Genomic DNA, 16755 nt, shown 5'->3' with positions numbered 1-16755 from the left:
CATGACCTGGACCCTCGCCCTGCCGGAGCTGGTGCTGGCCGTTTCCGCCCTGGTCATCCTGGTGGCCGGCGTCATCCCGAAGCAGGACACCTTCTTCCCCGTCTCCATGGCCTGCATCGGCGCGCTGCTGCTGACCGCCGTGCTGGTCCTCGGCCAGACCGAGGGCACGGCGCTGAATGGCCATTATGTCGCGGATGCCTTCAGCGGCTTCATGAAGGTGCTGGCGCTCGGCGCGGCCGCGGTCGGCATCCTGCTCAGCCTCGACTTCAACGAGAAGGAAGGGCTGGCGCGGTTCGAATTCCCCATCCTCATGCTGCTGGCCACGCTCGGCATGCTGGTGATGATCTCGGCCAACGACCTGCTCGCGCTCTATCTGGGGCTGGAGCTGCTGTCGCTGCCGCTCTACGTCATCGCCGCCTTCAACCGCGACAGCGGCCGTTCGGCGGAAGCGGGGCTCAAGTATTTCGTCCTCGGCGCCCTGGCCTCCGGCCTGCTGCTCTATGGCAGCTCCCTGGTCTATGGCTTCGCCGGCACCACGAATTTCGACCGGCTGGGGGAGGCCTTCTCGGCCGCCGAGGGCGTGTCGCCCGGCGTCATCGTCGGCGTGGTCTTCGTCATCGTCGGGCTGGCCTTCAAGGTCTCGGCGGTGCCCTTCCACATGTGGACGCCGGATGTCTACGAAGGCGCGCCGACGCCCGTCACCGCCTTCTTCGCCTCGGCGCCGAAGGTGGCGGCCATCGCGCTGCTGGCGCGCGTCCTGCTCGGCCCCTTCGGCGACCTGGTCGGGCAGTGGAGCCAGGTGATCACCCTGATCTCGCTCGGGTCGATGACCCTCGGCAGCTTCGCCGCCATCGGCCAGCGCAACCTGAAGCGGCTGATGGCCTATTCCTCCATCGGCCATGTCGGCTATGCGCTGATGGGCCTCGCGGTCGGCACCGATATCGGGCTGCGCGGCCTGCTCGTGTACATGGCGATCTATGTGTTCATGAACCTCGGCACCTTCGCCGTGCTGGTGGCGATGCGCCGGCAGGGTCGGGCGGTGGAGGGGGTCGAGGACCTGGCCGGACTCGGCCGCACCGATCCAGGCATGGCGCTCTGGATGGCGATCTTCATGTTCAGCATGGCCGGCATCCCGCCGCTCGCGGGCTTCTTCGGCAAGCTCTATGTCTTCCTCGCCGCGGTGCAGGCGGGCTTCTGGACGCTGGCCGTGGTCGGCGTGCTGACCAGCGTCGTCTCCGCCTACTACTACCTGCGCATCGTGAAGGTGATGTATTTCGATGCGCCGGCCGGCAGCCTGGACCGCGCCCCCACTAGCCTGGCGGTAGTGATGGCGGGCACCGGGCTCTTTACCGCCCTCTTCGCCCTCTGGCCGGCGCCGATGCTGGCGGCGGCGCAGTCGGCGGCCGCGGCGCTGCTGGGGTGAGCGGGTCGGGGTCGGGCGGCGCCGCCCCCGCGGGGCCGGCACCGGCCCTGCCGCCGGGCTGGGTGCTGGAAGCGCATGACAGCCTGCCGAGCACCAGCGCCCTGCTGGCGCGGCGCGCCGAAGCCGGGGCGCCGGAAGGCCTGGCGATCCTGGCACGGGAACAGACCGCAGGCCGCGGCCGGGCCGGGCGCGTCTGGGCCTCGCCGCGCGGCAACCTCTATCTCTCCGTGCTGCTGCGGCCCGAAGGCCCGGCGCGGGAAGCGCCGCAATGGAGCCTGCTGGCCGGGGTGGCGCTGGCCGAGGCGGCTGCCGCGGTGCTGCGCGACCCCGCGGCGCTGCGGCTGAAATGGCCGAACGACCTGCTGCTGGGCGGCGCCAAATGCGCCGGCATCCTGGCCGAGACCGCGCTGCTGCCCGGCGGCGGCCTGGCCTGGCTCAGCCTGGGCATCGGGGTGAACCTGGCGCGGGCGCCGGCGCTGCCGGACCGCCGGACCGCCTGGCTGGATGCCGGCCTGTCGCCCGACGCCTTCGCGCCGCGTCTGCTGGCGCGGCTCGGCCATTGGCGGGCGGTGCAGCGGGCGGAAGGCTTCGCGCCGGTGCGGGCGGCCTGGCGCCGCTTCGGCCCGGCGGTGGGCGAGGCGATCACCCTGCATGGCCTGGATGCGCCGGCGCGCTTCGTCGGGCTGGCCGAGGATGGCAGCCTGCTGCTCGAGGTCGCGGGGACATGCCGGGCCATCCCGGCCGGCGAAGTCCTGTCCCAGGGAGGGGTTGCATCCCATGCTGCTGGCGATTGATGCGGGCAACACCAATGTCGTCTTCGCGGTGCATGACGGCACGGAATGGCGCGGCCGCTGGCGGATCGCCACCCGGCCCGATCGCACCTCGGACGAATACGCGGTCTGGCTGCTGGCGCTGTTCCAGCACAGCGGGCTGAAGCCGGCGCAGATCGACCGCTGCGCCATCGGCACGGTGGTGCCGGCGGCGCTCTACAACCTGCGGCGCCTGTCGCGCGAATGGTTCGAGGTGGAGCCGCTGATCGCCCGGTCCACGGTCCATTGGGGCTTCGACATTCGGGTGGAGCGGCCGCAGGAGGTCGGCGCCGACCGCCTGCTGAACTCGCTGGCGGCGCACCACCACTACCGGGGGCCGCTGGTGGTGATCGATTTCGGCACCGCCACGACCTTCGACGTGGTGGATGCCGATGGCGGCTACCTGGGCGGCGTGATCGCGCCGGGGATCAATCTCTCGCTCGAAGCGTTGCACAAGGCGGCGGCGCGGCTGCCGCGGATCGGCATCGGCCGGCCGCAGGCGGTGATCGGGCGGGACACGGTGGCGGCGATGCAGTCGGGCATCTACTGGGGCTATGTCGGGCTGATCGAGGGCATCATCGGCCGGATCAAGGCCGAGGCGGAGCGGGCGCTGAAGGTGGTGGCGACCGGCGGCCTCGCCCCGCTATTCGCCGAAGGCACGACCGTGATCGAGACGATCGACCCGGACATCACGCTGGAAGGGCTTCGCCTGTTGGCGGAGCGCAACCCGGTGCCCATCTTGCAGAAGCCGGTGCGCGAGATCCCCTGACGGGACCGGCGCCGGGGGCCGGCCCTGGGGCGGTGCCCGGGGCGCCGGCCGGGGCACGAGTATCCAGGCGACGTGCCGGAGGGACGTGCCCATCGAGGATCGAGGCGCCGGGCCGGGGCATCACCCCGCCCGGCCGCGATCCGGCGCCCGGCCCCCGCACCCGCGGGCGGCCGGGCCCCGCATCGCGCGAGAGCGGGTTGCCGTGGCGCCGGGCTGGTGCCGCGGGGCGACCCGTTCCGCCACGCCGGCTGAACAACGACAAAAGGCCGGGGCCGAAATCCGCCCCGGGACATGGTGATGGACGATTACTCGGCAGCGGCCGGACCCGATCCGGCCGGCGACCTCGCCTTCATCCCGCTCGGCGGGACCGGCGAGATCGGAATGAATCTCAACGTGTACCGCTGCGACGGCAAGCTGCTCGCGGTGGATTGCGGCATTGGCTTCGGCGGGCCGGAGAACCCCGAGGTCGAGGTTATGGTCCCCGACCCGACCTGGCTGGCGGAACGGCGCGACCGCCTAGTCGGCCTGGTGGTGACCCATGCGCATGAGGACCATGTGGGCGCCGTCGCGCATCTCTGGCCGCAGCTGCGCTGCCCGATCTATGCCGGCCCCTTCGTCTCGGCGGTGCTGCGGCGCAAGCTGGGCGAGGCCGGGCTGCTGGGGGAGGCGAGGATCGTCACCATCCCGCTCGGCGGCCGCTTCGCCGCCGCGCCCTTCGACCTGCAATTCCTCCGCGTGGCGCATTCGGTGCCGGAGGCGCAGGCGCTGGCCATCCGCACCCGGCATGGCCTCGTGCTGCATACCGGCGACTGGAAGCTGGACCCGGAGCCGCTGATCGGCGAGCCGACCGACGAGGCCGCCTTCGCCGCCCTGGGCGAGGAAGGCGTGCTGGCCATGGTCTGCGATTCGACCAATGCGCTCGTCGAAGGGCATTCGGGGTCGGAGGCGGAGGTGCGGCGGAACCTCGCCGCCATCATCCGCGGCCTGCGCGGCCGCGTCGCCGTCACCTGCTTCGCCACCAATGTCGCGCGGGTCGAGAGCATCACCCGCGCCGGCATGGCGGCTGGGCGGCAGGTGGCGCTGTTCGGCCGCAGCCTGCGCAACGCGGAGGCGGCGGCGCGCGAATGCGGCTACCTGACCGACATCCCGCCCTATGTGCCGGAGGAGGAGGCGGGATACATCCCGGACGACAACCTCCTCATCATCTGCACCGGCAGCCAGGGGGAGCCGCGCTCCGCCCTGGCGAAGATCGCGGCCGATACCCACCAGCAGATCGCGCTGGGGGAGGGCGACACGGTCATCTTCTCCTCCCGCATGATCCCGGGCAACGAGCGGGGCATCCTGCAGATGCAGGACCTGCTGGCGCGGCGCGGCTGCCGGGTGATGACCGCCGACGACCACATGGTGCATGTCAGCGGCCACCCGGCGCGGGACGAGCTGAAGCGGCTGTACCAGCTGGTGAAGCCGAAATACGCCGTGCCGGTGCATGGCGAATGGCGCCACCTGACCGAGCACGCCGCCCTGGCGCGGGCGCTGCAGACCACCCCCGTGCTGGTCGAGGACGGGGATGTGCTGCAGCTTGCCCCGGGCCGGCCGGAGGTGGTGGAGGGCGTGCCGACCGGCCGCCTCGCGGTCGACAATGGCCGCCTTCTGCCGCTGTCCGGCGGCGTGCTGGCGGCGCGCAAGCGCATGCTGTTCAACGGCGTGGTGATGGCCTCGCTCGCGGTGGACGGGGCCGGGCGGGTGCAGGGCACGCCGCAGGTCTCCGCCCCCGGCCTGCTGGACGGCGACGAGCCGCTGGGCCCGCAGCTGGCGGCCGAGCTGGCGCGGGCGGTGATGGACCTGCCGAGCGCCCTGCGCCGCGAGGACGATGCGCTGCGCGAGGCCGCCCGCGGCATGCTGCGCAAGGCGGTGGGCCGCCGGCTGCGCAAGCGCCCCTCGGTCGAGGTGCATCTCCTGCGCGTGTAAACTCTTGGTTTCCAAAGGCCCTTCGGCCTTTGGCGGAGGGAGTTTGAGGGAGGCTGAGCCTCCCTCGATGTGTCTTTGGAGCGGGCATGGGCTGGGTCAGCGGCACGGTGGTCTTCTTCCTGATCTGGTGGACGGCGCTCTTCGCCATCCTGCCGATCGGGACGCAGCCGAATCCGGATGGCGATCCGGAAACCGGCTGGCGCGGCGTGCCGGAACGCCCGCGCCTGCTGCGCAAGCTGCTGCTCACGACTCTGGTGACGGCGGTGCTGTGGCTGGGGGTGGAGGCGGTGATCGCCAGCGACTGGCTCAGCTTCCGGACCGGCTGGCTGGCAATGCCGGAAAAATAAGCGGCTTTCCGGCAATCGGGGCAGGGGCCGCTTTTTTCCTGTGCAACACGGCGTCGGGCGCCGTTTTTTTCGTCTTTTCCCGCAGCCTTTGCGGTTGTCGGGTGTTGGGTGTCCGCGGCACCATACTGGCAGAGAGAGGGTTGGTCCTCTCTCTGCCGTGTGACTGGCGTTTCCTCCCTAAACTCGGGCCGTGCCCTGCGGGTACGGCCCCTTTTTTTGTCCGGCGCCCGCCGATCCGGCACCGCCGCGCCCGAAGACGCGACCTGTGCCGCCATGGCGGGGCCGGAGCCAGCCTGCGCCGCTTGGCCGACGCATCGCAGCTGTAGCCGAAGGCCAAGCTTAACAAAAGCCTTTTTAAGCTTTTCCGGCAAAGATTCGTGTGGGTTCGTGCGCTCCTGCCGGGCTTTACGACAGAAAATTTCCCACGCCCGCACCCGCCGGGACGGGCAAGCGACCCGCCGCAGCCGGGGCGTTTCCGCGGCCCGGCGATCTGCTCTAAAGGGGGGGGACGCCGCCCGATCCAGGAGCCTGCCTTGCGCCTTTCCCGCGCCTTCCTGCCGACGCTGAAGGAAACGCCCGCCGAGGCGCAGATCGCCTCCCACCGCCTGATGCTGCGGGCGGGCATGGTCCGGCAGACCAGCGCCGGCATCTATGCCTGGCTGCCGCTGGGCTGGCGCGTGCTGCGGAAGGTCGAGCAGATCGTGCGGGAGGAGCAGGACGCCGCCGGCGCGCAGGAGGTCCTGATGCCGACGATCCAGGCGGCGGATCTGTGGCGCCAGTCCGGCCGCTACGACGCCTATGGCCCGGAGATGCTGCGGCTGAAGGACCGGCATGAGCGGGACATGCTGTTCGGCCCGACCAACGAGGAGATGGTCACCGACATTTTCCGCACCTACGCCAAGTCCTACCGCGACCTGCCGCGCAACCTGTACCACATCCAGTGGAAATTTCGGGACGAGATCCGGCCGCGCTTCGGCGTCATGCGCGGGCGGGAATTCCTGATGAAGGATGCCTACAGCTTCGACCTGGACCATGCCGGCGCCACCCGCAGCTACCGGCAGATGTTCACCGCCTATCTGCGCACCTTCGCCCGCATGGGGCTGAAGGCGATCCCGATGCAGGCGGATACGGGCCCGATCGGCGGCAACCTGTCGCACGAGTTCATCATCCTGGCCGAGACCGGCGAGAGCCAGGTCTATCTCCACAAGGACCTGCTGGAATTCGACGTGCTGTCCCAGCCCGTCGACTACGATGGCGACCTCTCGCCCGTCGTCGACTTCTGGACCAGCCGCTACGCCGCCACCGACGAGAAGCATGACGAGGCGGCCTGGGACGCCATCCCCGAGGCCGACCGGGTCTCCGCGCGCGGGATCGAGGTGGGGCACATCTTCTATTTCGGCACCAAGTACAGCGCGCCGATGGGGCTGCAGGTCAGCGGCCCGGACGGGAAGATGGTGAACCCGGAGATGGGCAGCTACGGCATCGGCGTGTCGCGGCTGGTCGGCGCCATCATCGAGGCGAACCATGACGAGACCGGCATCCGCTGGCCGGAGGCGGTGGCGCCCTTCAAACTCGCGGTGCTGAACCTGAAGGTGGGCGATGCGGGGACCGATGCGCTGGCGGCGCGGCTCTACGCCGCCTTCGACCCCGATGCGGTCTATGACGACCGGGACGAGCGGGCGGGCGTGAAATTCGCCGACGCCGACCTGATGGGCTACCCGTGGCAGGCCATCATCGGCCCGCGCGGCGCCGCCGCCGGCAAGGTGGAACTGAAGCGCCGCGCCACCGGGGAGCGGGTGGAACTGTCCGTCGAGGATGCCATCGCGCGGGTGAAGGGCGGCGGCTGAACCGCCACCCATGTTCACCGCCTTCGAGCGCATGGTGGCCTGGCGCTACCTGCGCGCCCGCCGCGGGGAGCGCTTCGTCTCCATCACCGCCGCCTTCTCCCTGCTCGGCATCGCGCTCGGCGTCGCCGCGCTGATCATCGTGCTGGCGGTCATGAACGGCTTCCGGCAGGACCTGATCGGCCGGATCATCGGGCTCAACGGGCATCTCACGGTCGCGCCGGCCAGCGGCCGCGCCCTGCCGGACTGGCAGGCCCTGGCCGAGCGCCTGGGCGGCCTGCCCGGCGTGGAGCAGGCGGCGCCCATCGTCGAGGGCCAGGTGCTGCTGACCGGGGAGGGCGGCGGCGCCGCCGCCGGCCTGGTGCGCGGCATCGCGCCGGAGGATCTGCGGGACCGGCCGGTCATCGCCCGCGGCATCCGCCGCGGCAGCCTGGAGCAGTTCGGCGAGGACGATACGGTGGTGGTCGGCCTCCGCCTCGCGGCCAGGATGGGGCTACGCCTGCAGGACCGGCTGACGCTGGTGCTGCCGCAGGCCCGCGGCGGCGACTTCTCGGCGGCGCCGCGGCAGCGGAGCCTGCGCGTGGTGGCGATGTTCGAGATCGGCATGCCGGAATACGACAACCGCAACCTCTTCGTCCCGCTGGCGGCGGCGCAGGCACTGTTCGGGCTGGAGGGCGCGGCGAGCCAGATCGAGATCATGGTCGCCGACCCGTCCCAGGTGGCGCCGGTGACGGCCGAGGTCCGCCAGGCGCTGGCCGGAAGGCCGCTGCGCGTCACCGACTGGCAGGGCGCCAACAGCAGCGTCTATGCCGCCGTGGTGGTGGAGCGGAACGTGATGTTCCTGATCCTGACGCTGATCGTGCTGGTCGCCGCCTTCAATATCATCTCCTCGCTGACCATGCTGGTGAAGGACAAGGGGCGGGACATCGCCATCCTGCGGACCATGGGCGCGGGGAGCAGCGCGGTGCTGCGCATCTTCCTGCTCTGCGGCGCGACGGTGGGCTGCGGCGGCACGCTGATCGGCTTCCTGCTCGGCCTCGGCATCGCGCTCAACTTCGACACGCTGCGGGCCGGGATGCTGGCGCTGCAGGGCACGCCGCTGTTCCGGCCGGAACTGCTCTATCTCACCCAGCTTCCGGCGGTGGTGGACTGGCGGGAGGTGGCGCAGGTGGTCGGCATGGGACTCGGCCTGTCGCTGCTGGCGACGCTCTATCCAAGCTGGCGGGCGGCGCGGATCGACCCGGCGCAGGCGCTGCGCAATGGCTGAGGGCCGGGCATTCGGGCCCTTCGAGCGCGCCATCGCCGGCCGCTACCTGCTGGCCCGCAAGGGGGAGCGCTTCGTCTCCGTCATCGCCGGCTTCTCCCTGGTGGGCATCGCGCTCGGCGTCGGCACGCTGATCGTGGTGCTGTCCGTCATGGGCGGCTTCCGGCAGGAATTGCTGGGGCGGATCCTCGGGCTGAACGGCCATCTCGGCGTCACCGCGGCGCAGGGGCTGCTGACCGACTATGCCCCGCTGGCGGCCCGGCTGCGCGCCCTGCCGGCGGTGGCGCAGGCGGCGCCGGTGGTGGAAGGGCAGGTGCTGCTGACCACCGATGCCGGCGGCTCGGCCGGCGGCCTCCTCCGCGGCATCGCGCCGGAGGATCTGCGGGCGCGGGCCCTGGTCGCCGGCAACATCAAGGCCGGCAGCCTGGACGCCTTCCAGGGGGAGGATGCCATCGTCATCGGCACCGGCCTGGCGCGGCGGCTGGAGATCGGCATCGGCGACCGCCTCACCGTGGTCTCGCCGCAGGGCCGGGTGACGGTCTTCGGCACGGTGCCGCGGCTGCGCGCCTACCGCGTGGCGGCGCTGTTCGAGGTGGGGATGCAGGAATACGACGGCGGCTTCGTCTTCCTGCCGCTCGCCGCCGCGCAGCTCTTCTTCCAGATGCCGAACGCCGTCAGCCAGGTGGAGGTCTTCCTGCAAGACCCCGGCCGGTCCGGCGACGCCGCCTACGAGATCCGCCGCGCCCTGGCGGACCGCCCCGTCCGCATCGCCGATTGGCAGGATGCCAACAGCGGCTTCTTCGAGATCGTGCAGGTGCAGCGGAACGTCATGTTCCTGATCCTGATGCTGATCATCCTGGTCGCCGCCTTCAACATCATCTCCTCCCTGACCATGCTGGTGAAGGACAAGGGGCGGGACATCGCCATCCTGCGGACCATGGGTGCGGGGCGGGGCGCGATCCTGCGCATCTTCCTGCTCTGCGGCGCGGCGGTGGGCGGCGTGGGCACGCTGGCCGGGCTCGGCCTCGGGCTGCTGTTCTGCGCCAATATCGAGAGCATCCGGCAGGCGCTGATGCAGGCGACCGGCACCACCGTCTTCGACCCCGAGATCTACTTCCTGACGCAGATCCCGGCGGTGGTGGATGCGGCGGAGGTGGCGCAGGTCGTCGGCCTCGCCTTGTTGCTGTCGCTGCTGGCGACCTTGCTGCCGAGCTGGCGCGCCGCGTGGCTCGACCCCGTGGAGGCGCTGCGGAATGAGTGAGACCGAGGCCCCGCTGCGCCTGGCCGGCGTGGAGCGGCGCTACCGCACCGAGGCGGGGGAGCTGCCGGTCCTGCGCGGCGCCGACCTCGTGCTGGCGGCGGGCGAGATCGTGGCGCTGGTCGCACCCTCCGGCACCGGGAAATCCACGCTGCTGCACCTGGCCGGGCTGCTGGAACGGCCGGATGGCGGGGAGGTGTTCGTGGCCGGGCGCGCCGCCGGCACGCTGTCCGATGCCGGGCGCACGGCGATCCGCCGCGGCACCATCGGCTTCGTCTACCAGTTCCACCATTTGCTGCCGGAATTCACCGCCGAGGAGAATGTCGTCCTGCCGCAGCTGGCCGCCGGCGTGGCGCGCGGCGCGGCGCGGGACAGGGCGCGGGCGCTGCTGGCCGGCTTCGGGCTGCGGGGGCGGGAGCATCACGCGCCCGGCCGGCTTTCGGGCGGGGAGCAGCAGCGCGTCGCCATCGCCCGCGCCCTGGCCAACCGCCCGCGCATCCTGCTGGCGGACGAGCCGACCGGGAACCTGGATGTCGGCACCGCCGGCCTGGTCTTCGAGGAGCTGCTGGCGGCGGTGCGCGGCCAGGGTCTGGCCGCCCTGATCGCCACCCACAACCCGGAACTGGCGGCGCGGATGGACCGCACCGTCACGCTGCGGGACGGGCGGGTGGTCGAGGGCTGACGGCTACTCCGCCGCCATCGGCCGCAGCGCCGGCTCCGGCTCCGCCGCCGGCAGGCCGCGCCACAGCAGCATGACCAGCCGCGCCAGGAACAGCAGCGCGCCGGCCATCCACACCATGGCGGCGGCAATGGCCAGCAGCGGCGACTGGTGCTCGATGGACAGGTAGATGCCGGCCGGGAAGGCGAAGGCGGCGCCGGCCGAGAGCAGGTACTGCGTCGCCGCCGCGACCTTGTTCTCCGTCAACTCGGGCCAGGCGCGGAAGGTCAGCCCCATCAGCGCCAGGGATGTCCAGCCCAGCAGGTTCAGATGCGCATGCACCGGCGCCAGGTGGAAATCATGGGCGATGCCCATGGCGATGCCCATGGAGACGCCGATGACGAGGCAGAGGGCGGCCGAGGCGAGGAAGAGCAGGGGCAGGCGGGACATGCTTCGGGTCTCCATGGTGTCGCCGCCCGATTAGGCCCGGCCCCGCCACGGGTCTGTGCGACGCCGCACATGGCGGCGCCCGTGCTATCCTCCGGGCCATGAGCAGCGACTCGGCCGGCGGCAGCTTCGTCCACCTCCATGTCCATTCCAGCTATTCGCTGAGCGAAGGCGCCATCAAGGCGGAGAAGCTGGCCACCCTGGCGAAGGACGCCGGGATGCCCGCCGTGGCGCTGACCGACAGTGCCAACCTGTTCGGCGGGCTGGAATTCGCCCAGGGCTGCGCCGGCAAGGGCGTGCAGCCGATCATGGGCTGCCAGCTGTTCCTCTCCCGCACCGCCGTGGATTCGCGGCCAGAGGCGGAGCGGCTGCCGCCCGACCCCATCGTCGCGCTGGCCATGGATGCGCGCGGCCTCGACAACCTGCAGCGCCTCTCCTCGCGCAGCTTCCTGGCGGGCGATGCCTCCGGCCGGCCCTGCCTGCGGCTGGAGACGCTGGAGGAGCATGCGGAGGGGATCTTCCTGCTGACCGGCGGGACCTTCGGCCCGATCGGGCGGCTGCTGGCGGAAGGCCGCCGCGCCCCGGCCGAGGCCCTGCTGCGCCGCCTTTCCGCCGCCTTCCCGGACCGGCTGGCGGTGGAGCTGAACCGGCACGGGCTGCCGGTGGAGCAGGCGATCGAGCCGCCGACCCTGGCGCTCGCCGACGAGCTCGGCCTGCCCATCGTCGCGGCGAACGACGTCTACTTCGCCACGCCGGCGATGCACGAGGCGCATGACGCGCTGCTTTGCATCGCCGAGGGGCGGACACTGGCCGAGGAGGATCGCCGCCGCGTCACCGCCGAGCACTGGTTCAAGCCAGCCGCCGCCATGCGCGCGCTCTTCGCCGACCTGCCGGAGGCCTGCGACAACACCCTCGCCATCGCCCGCCGCTGCGCGGTGATGGCGGAGACGAAGAAGCCGGAGCTGCCGGTCTGCCCCAAGGTCGGCCCCGGCATGACCGAGGCGGAGACGGTCCGCGACATGGCGGTGCGCGGGCTGGAGGCGCGGCTGGACGCGGCGGCGATGCCGGAGGCGGAGCGCGCCACCTACCGCACGCGACTCGACTACGAGCTCGGCGTCATCGAGCAGATGGGCTTCTCCGGCTATTTCCTCATCGTCGCCGACTTCATCCAGTGGGCGAAGGCGCAGGCCATCCCGGTCGGGCCGGGGCGTGGCTCGGGCGCCGGGTCGGTCGCCGCCTGGGCGCTGCAGATCACCGATCTGGACCCGCTGCGCTTCGGCCTGCTGTTCGAGCGCTTCCTGAATCCCGAGCGCGTGTCGATGCCCGACTTCGACATCGATTTCTGCCAGGACCGGCGCGACGAGGTGATCAACTATGTCCGCCGGGAATACGGCGCCGACCGCGTCGCGCAGATCATCACCTTCGGCAAGCTGCAGGCCAAGGCGGCGGTGCGCGATGTCGGCCGCGTGCTGGGCATGCCCTATGGCCAGGTCGACCGCATCGCATCGCTGATCCCCTTCAACCCGGCCAAGCCGGTGACGCTGGCGCAGGCGATCGAGGGCGAGCCGCGGCTGCAGCAGATGCGCGACGGCGACGAGCAGGTGGCGCGGCTGCTGGAGATCGCCAACCAGCTGGAAGGCCTGTACCGCAACGCCTCCACCCATGCCGCCGGCGTCGTCATCGGCCGCAAGCCTCTCATCGAGATCGTGCCGCTCTACCGCGACCCGCGGTCGGAAATGCTGATCACCCAGTACTCGATGAAATATGTCGAGCAGGCCAGCCTGGTGAAGTTCGACTTCCTCGGCCTGAAGACGCTGACGGTGATCGAGAAGGCGCTGGCCATCCTGAAGGCGCAGGGGCTGGAGGTGGACATCAACGCCATCCCGCTGGACGACCAGAAGACCTACGAGATGCTGCGCAAGGGCGACGCGGCCGGGGTGTTCCAGTTCGAAGGCCAGGGCATGCGGGACTGCCTGCGGCAGATGCGGGTGGACCGGTTCGAGGACCTGATCGCCGCCGTCTCGCTCTACCGGCCGGGCCCGATGGCGAACATCCCCGCCTATTGCCAGCGCAAGCATGGCGAGCCCTGGGAGAGCCCGCACCCGAAGATCCACGACATCCTGGCCGAGACCTACGGGATCATGGTCTACCAGGAACAGGTCATGCAGATCAGCCAGGTGCTGGCCGGCTACAGCCTGGGCGGCGCCGACCTGCTGCGCCGCGCCATGGGCAAGAAGATCGCCAAGGAGATGGAGCAGCAGCGCGCCAGCTTCACCGAAGGCGCGGTCCGCAACGGCATCGAGCCGGCCAAGGCGACCGAGATCTTCGACATGATGGCGAAATTCGCCGAATACGGCTTCAACAAGTCGCATGCCGCCGCCTATGCGCTGGTCAGCTACCAGACCGCCTGGCTGAAGGCGAACCACACCGTCGCCTTCCTCGCCGCCTCCATGACGCTCGACCTCGACAAGACCGAGAAGCTGGCGAGCCACATGCAGGAGGCCTCGCGCCTCGGCATTCCCGTCCTGCCGCCGGACGTGAACCGCTCGGGCGCGGAATTCCTGGTGGAGACCGCCGAGGATGGCCGCGCCGCCATCCGCTTCGCCCTCGCCGCGGTGAAGCGCGTGGGCGCGCAGGCGATGCAGGACCTGGTGCGGGCGCGCGACGCCCGGGGGCCCTTCACCTCGGTCGCGGAATTCGCCCACCGGGTGGACCCCAAGCTGCTGAACAAGATGCAGATCGAGAACCTGGCCAAGGCCGGCGCCTTCGACCGGCTGGAGAAGAACCGCGCCCGGCTGGTGGCCGGCGCCGAGGTCATCCTCCGCCGCGCCCAGGCGGCGGCGGAGCAGCGCGAGAGCGCGCAGATCGCGCTGTTCGGCGGCGCCGATGCCCGGCCGGAGCCGCTGCGCCTGCCGGAGATGCCGGACTGGCCGCAGCTCGAGAAGCTGTCCTACGAGGCGGAGGCGGTGGGCTTCCACCTCTCGGCGCATCCGCTGGACACCTACAAGTCGGTGCTGCAGCGGCTGGGCGTGGTGCCCTCCTCCAGGATCCAGGACCGCGCCAAGGCCGGCGCGGCGCGGCTCAAGCTCGCCGGCACGGTGGTCGGCAGCAAGGAACGCCCGACGCGGACCGGCAGCCGCATGTGCTGGCTGAACCTGTCGGATGCCGCCGGCAGCTACGAGGTGACGCTGTTCTCCGAGGTGCTGTCGCGCACCCGCGACCTGCTGGCCGAGGGCACGGCGGTGCTGGTGACGGCCGAGGTGCGGCTGGATGGCGAGATGCTGCGGCTGACCGCGCTGGAGCTGGAAGGGCTGGAGAAGGCGGCGCAGCAGGTGGGCCAGGGCATCCGGCTGTGGCTGGAGGGCGAATCGGGCGTGCCGCTCATCCGCACCCTGCTCGAGCGCGAGGGCCGCGGCCGCGGCCGGGTGGTGGTGGTCGCGCGCACCGGCCAGGGGCAGGAGGTGGAGGTCGCCCTGCCCGGCGGCTTCAACGTCTCGCCGCGGCTGATGCAGGCGATGAAGGTGCTGCCGGGCGTCGCCGAGGTCGAGGCGGTCTGAACCCGCGGCGGCGGCGCCGCGCCGGCCGCGAGGGGCCGCGCAGGGCCCCGCCGCGCTACCCCTTCACGGCGGAGAAGGCGTTGAAGGTCTGCAGCGTGTAGGTGTCCTTCACCCCCGGCACGGTCTGCAGCGTCTCCACCACGAACAGGCCGATATCCTGGTCCGCCTCCAGGTAGAATTTCCCCATCAGGTCATACTGGCCGGAGATGGAGTGCATCTCCGAAAGCTCCGGGATGGCGTCCGCCATCTGCCGCGCCACGCCATAGGCCTGGCCCATCTCGCACTTGATCATGACGAAGATCGCCCGCATGGCCTCTCCCCTGCTGTGCCGTCCGGCGGTGACCCTGCACCGGGGCGGGCCGATGGGGAAGCATCCCCGGACCGGGGCGGCGCAGCCCCGAAGCAAATGCGCATCACCCATGCGGTGAAACAGCTTAACAGCGCGTCATGATCGTGTATTTAGCTCGGGCCGCGATTTGACCGCGTCGGAACCCGCGATGTCCCCCGCGCTTCCGGACCAGGGATAATGCTCGACCAGACCGCCACCGCGCTGGCCCCGGCCCCCGCCGCCGCCGCGCCCGCCATCCGCCTGACCGGCCTGACCCGCCGCTTCCCCGGCGCGCCGGCGCCGGCGCTCGACGGAGTGTCGCTGGAGGTGGCGGCGGGCGAGGTCTTCGGCGTCATCGGCCGCTCCGGCGCCGGCAAATCCACCCTCATCCGCTGCGCCAACCTGCTGGAACGCCCGGATGCCGGCCGGGTGGAGGTGCTGGGCCGCGACCTGACGGCCGAGGACGAGGCGGGGCTGCGCGCCGCCCGCCGCGGCATCGGCATGGTGTTCCAGCATTTCAACCTGCTGGCCTCCCGCACCGTCGCCGGCAACATCGCCTTCCCGCTGGAGGTCGCGGGCGTCCCGCGGGCCGAGCGCGAGGCGCGCGTCGCCGAGTTGCTGCCGCTGGTCGGCCTGGCGGAGAAGCGGGACGCCTATCCCGCCCGCCTGTCGGGCGGGCAGAAGCAGCGGGTCGGCATCGCCCGGGCGCTGGCCAGCCGCCCCGGGGTGCTGCTCTGCGACGAGGCGACCTCGGCCCTCGACCCCGATACGACGGCCGAGATCCTGGCCCTGCTGGCCGATCTCCGCGCCCGGCTGCGGCTGACCGTGCTGCTGATCACGCATGAGATGGCGGTGGTGAAGGCGCTCTGCGACCGCGTCGCGGTGCTGGAGGCGGGGCGGGTGATCGAGCAGGGGCGCGTCTTCGACGTCTTCACCCGGCCGCAGGCGGCCACCACCCGCCGCTTCGTGGCCGAGGTGATCGGCGACGAGATCCCGCCCGGCACCCTCGCCGCCCTGCCGCCCCCCGGGCCGGGGGAGGCGCGGCGCCTGCTGCGGGTGCTCTTCGCCGGGCCGCACAGCACGCGGGCGGTCGTCAGCGAGGCCTCGCGCCGCTTTGGCCTCGACCTCAACATCGTCTCCGGCCGCATCGACGCGATCGGCGCCGAGCCCTTCGGGATCCTGGCGCTCGCCGCCTATGGCGCGGCGCCGGCGGTGGAGGCGGCCATCGCCTGGATGCGCGGCCTCGGCCTGGCGGTGGACGACCTGCCCTGGGCGGAGGGCGGCGCATGATCCCCTGGCTGCCGCCGATGCTGGAGGACCTCTTCCTCGAGGCCGCCTGGCAGACGCTGTTCATGGTGGGCGCCGCCGCCGGCATCGCCGTGCTCTTCGGCCTGCCGCTCGCGCTGCTGCTGCATGCGACCGCGCCGGGCGGCCTGGCGCCGAGCGCCGCCGTCAACCGCCCGCTCGGCCTGCTGGTCAATGCCGTGCGCTCCACGCCCTTCATCATCCTGATGGTGGCGATCGTGCCCTTCACCCGGCTGGTCGCCGGGACCTCCATCGGCACCGGTGCCGCCGTGGTGCCGCTGGCCCTGGCCGCCACCGCCTTCGTCGCCCGGCTGTTCGAGAATGCGCTGCGCGAGGTGGATCGCGGCGTGGTGGAGGCGGCGCGCGCCATGGGGGCGACGCGGCTGCAGATCGTCGCCAAGGTCCTGGTGCCGGAGGCGCTGCCGGGCCTGCTCGCCGCCGTCACCGTCACCCTGGTCTCGCTGGTCGGCTATTCCGCCATGGCGGGCGCGGTCGGCGGCGGCGGCCTCGGCGACCTCGGCATCCGCTTCGGCTACCAGCGCTTCATGCCGGAGGTGATGGCGACCGTCGTCCTCCTTCTCATCCTCTTCGTCCAGGGGCTGCAATCCCTGGGCGACTGGCTGGTGCGGCGCCTCGGCCGCCGCTGAACGACACGGGAGACCCTCGCATGACCCGCCTAACCCGCCGCGCCGGCCTCGCCGCCGCGCTGCTCGCCCCCGTCCTGCCCGCCGCCCCGGCGCCGCGCGCCCAGGGCGCCGGCATCGGCACCGCCGCGCGG

Annotated in this window: 14 protein-coding genes; 12 read left to right on the top strand and 2 right to left on the bottom strand. The window is 71.7% G+C overall.

What is annotated here, in order from left to right; translation table 11 throughout:
* The first annotated feature begins 1 nt into the window (after position 1).
* The 9 genes from nuoN to E2C05_RS08950 all read left to right on the top strand — a co-directional run bounded on the left by nuoN (position 2) and on the right by E2C05_RS08950 (position 10364).
* On the top strand, positions 2 to 1423 hold the full coding sequence (gene nuoN / locus E2C05_RS08990; RefSeq protein WP_133219279.1) for an NADH-quinone oxidoreductase subunit NuoN: 1422 nt from the start codon (positions 2 to 4) through the stop codon (positions 1421 to 1423).
* Positions 1420 to 2217, top strand: coding sequence for a biotin--[acetyl-CoA-carboxylase] ligase (locus E2C05_RS08985; RefSeq protein ID WP_240046666.1), 798 nt, complete (start codon positions 1420 to 1422; stop codon positions 2215 to 2217). Before nuoN ends, E2C05_RS08985 begins: the two co-directional genes overlap by 4 nt.
* Positions 2201 to 3001: a type III pantothenate kinase gene (locus E2C05_RS08980; RefSeq protein ID WP_133219278.1), complete on the top strand. Its 801-nt coding sequence runs from the start codon at positions 2201 to 2203 to the stop codon at positions 2999 to 3001. The genes E2C05_RS08985 and E2C05_RS08980 overlap by 17 nt, the downstream gene beginning before the upstream one ends.
* A gap of 291 nt (positions 3002 to 3292) precedes the next feature.
* Positions 3293 to 4969 carry a ribonuclease J gene (locus E2C05_RS08975; protein WP_408901614.1) on the top strand — a complete coding sequence of 559 codons (1677 nt, stop codon included), beginning with the start codon at positions 3293 to 3295 and terminating at the stop codon, positions 4967 to 4969.
* 86 nt (positions 4970 to 5055) lie between these two features.
* Positions 5056 to 5316 (top strand): DUF1467 family protein, encoded by a 261-nt coding sequence (locus E2C05_RS08970; RefSeq protein WP_133219276.1) that lies wholly within the window; start codon positions 5056 to 5058, stop codon positions 5314 to 5316.
* 533 nt (positions 5317 to 5849) lie between these two features.
* A complete protein-coding gene (gene proS, locus E2C05_RS08965) occupies positions 5850 to 7163 on the top strand; it encodes a proline--tRNA ligase (RefSeq protein ID WP_133219275.1) in 1314 nt (437 codons plus the stop codon).
* Positions 7164 to 7173: 10 nt separating this feature from the next.
* Complete coding sequence (locus E2C05_RS08960; protein ID WP_133219274.1) at positions 7174 to 8427, top strand: lipoprotein-releasing ABC transporter permease subunit; 1254 nt, start codon at positions 7174 to 7176, stop codon at positions 8425 to 8427.
* Positions 8420 to 9685 carry a lipoprotein-releasing ABC transporter permease subunit gene (locus E2C05_RS08955; RefSeq protein ID WP_133219273.1) on the top strand — a complete coding sequence of 422 codons (1266 nt, stop codon included), beginning with the start codon at positions 8420 to 8422 and terminating at the stop codon, positions 9683 to 9685. The genes E2C05_RS08960 and E2C05_RS08955 overlap by 8 nt, the downstream gene beginning before the upstream one ends.
* Positions 9678 to 10364, top strand: a complete 687-nt coding sequence (locus E2C05_RS08950) for an ABC transporter ATP-binding protein (protein WP_133219272.1) — start codon at positions 9678 to 9680, stop codon at positions 10362 to 10364. Before E2C05_RS08955 ends, E2C05_RS08950 begins: the two co-directional genes overlap by 8 nt.
* Before the next feature lie 3 nt (positions 10365 to 10367).
* On the opposite strand, the gene E2C05_RS08945 is transcribed toward E2C05_RS08950, so the two are convergent.
* Positions 10368 to 10790: a hypothetical protein gene (locus tag E2C05_RS08945; RefSeq protein WP_133219271.1), complete on the bottom strand. Its 423-nt coding sequence runs from the start codon at positions 10788 to 10790 to the stop codon at positions 10368 to 10370.
* 98 nt (positions 10791 to 10888) lie between these two features.
* Here E2C05_RS08945 and dnaE point away from each other — a divergent pair, with 98 nt between their 5' ends.
* Complete coding sequence (gene dnaE, locus E2C05_RS08940; protein WP_133219270.1) at positions 10889 to 14344, top strand: DNA polymerase III subunit alpha; 3456 nt, start codon at positions 10889 to 10891, stop codon at positions 14342 to 14344.
* Positions 14345 to 14399: 55 nt separating this feature from the next.
* Here the strand turns inward: dnaE and E2C05_RS08935 are convergent, their stop codons facing one another.
* On the bottom strand, positions 14400 to 14654 hold the full coding sequence (locus E2C05_RS08935; protein WP_133219269.1) for an Lrp/AsnC ligand binding domain-containing protein: 255 nt from the start codon (positions 14652 to 14654) through the stop codon (positions 14400 to 14402).
* A 216-nt stretch (positions 14655 to 14870) separates the two neighbouring features.
* Between E2C05_RS08935 and E2C05_RS08930 the strand changes: the two genes are divergently transcribed.
* Both E2C05_RS08930 and E2C05_RS08925 read left to right on the top strand, forming a co-directional pair.
* Positions 14871 to 15962, top strand: a complete 1092-nt coding sequence (locus E2C05_RS08930) for a methionine ABC transporter ATP-binding protein (protein ID WP_133219268.1) — start codon at positions 14871 to 14873, stop codon at positions 15960 to 15962.
* The gene (locus tag E2C05_RS08925; RefSeq protein ID WP_133219267.1) at positions 15959 to 16624 is read left to right on the top strand and encodes a methionine ABC transporter permease; all 666 of its coding nucleotides are present in this window, start codon (positions 15959 to 15961) and stop codon (positions 16622 to 16624) included. Before E2C05_RS08930 ends, E2C05_RS08925 begins: the two co-directional genes overlap by 4 nt.
* Positions 16625 to 16755 lie beyond the last annotated feature (131 nt).

The organism is Paracraurococcus ruber, assembly GCF_004353985.1.
Classification (GTDB): Bacteria; Pseudomonadota; Alphaproteobacteria; order Acetobacterales; family Acetobacteraceae; genus Paracraurococcus; species Paracraurococcus ruber.
Note: the sequence above shows the minus strand (reverse complement) of the source record. Positions and strands in the feature narration are given on the sequence as shown.

Coding starts and splice junctions, on each gene's coding strand:
- E2C05_RS08970 (WP_133219276.1), top strand. CDS start 5,056: ATGGGCTGGGTCAGCGGCACGGTGGTCTTCTTCCTGATCTGGTGGACG.
- E2C05_RS08960 (WP_133219274.1), top strand. CDS start 7,174: ATGTTCACCGCCTTCGAGCGCATGGTGGCCTGGCGCTACCTGCGCGCC.
- E2C05_RS08930 (WP_133219268.1), top strand. CDS start 14,871: ATGCTCGACCAGACCGCCACCGCGCTGGCCCCGGCCCCCGCCGCCGCC.
- E2C05_RS08950 (WP_133219272.1), top strand. CDS start 9,678: ATGAGTGAGACCGAGGCCCCGCTGCGCCTGGCCGGCGTGGAGCGGCGC.
- E2C05_RS08945 (WP_133219271.1), bottom strand. CDS start 10,790: ATGTCCCGCCTGCCCCTGCTCTTCCTCGCCTCGGCCGCCCTCTGCCTC.
- E2C05_RS08975 (WP_408901614.1), top strand. CDS start 3,293: ATGGTGATGGACGATTACTCGGCAGCGGCCGGACCCGATCCGGCCGGC.
- dnaE (WP_133219270.1), top strand. CDS start 10,889: ATGAGCAGCGACTCGGCCGGCGGCAGCTTCGTCCACCTCCATGTCCAT.
- E2C05_RS08925 (WP_133219267.1), top strand. CDS start 15,959: ATGATCCCCTGGCTGCCGCCGATGCTGGAGGACCTCTTCCTCGAGGCC.
- E2C05_RS08955 (WP_133219273.1), top strand. CDS start 8,420: ATGGCTGAGGGCCGGGCATTCGGGCCCTTCGAGCGCGCCATCGCCGGC.
- nuoN (WP_133219279.1), top strand. CDS start 2: ATGACCTGGACCCTCGCCCTGCCGGAGCTGGTGCTGGCCGTTTCCGCC.
- E2C05_RS08935 (WP_133219269.1), bottom strand. CDS start 14,654: ATGCGGGCGATCTTCGTCATGATCAAGTGCGAGATGGGCCAGGCCTAT.
- E2C05_RS08980 (WP_133219278.1), top strand. CDS start 2,201: ATGCTGCTGGCGATTGATGCGGGCAACACCAATGTCGTCTTCGCGGTG.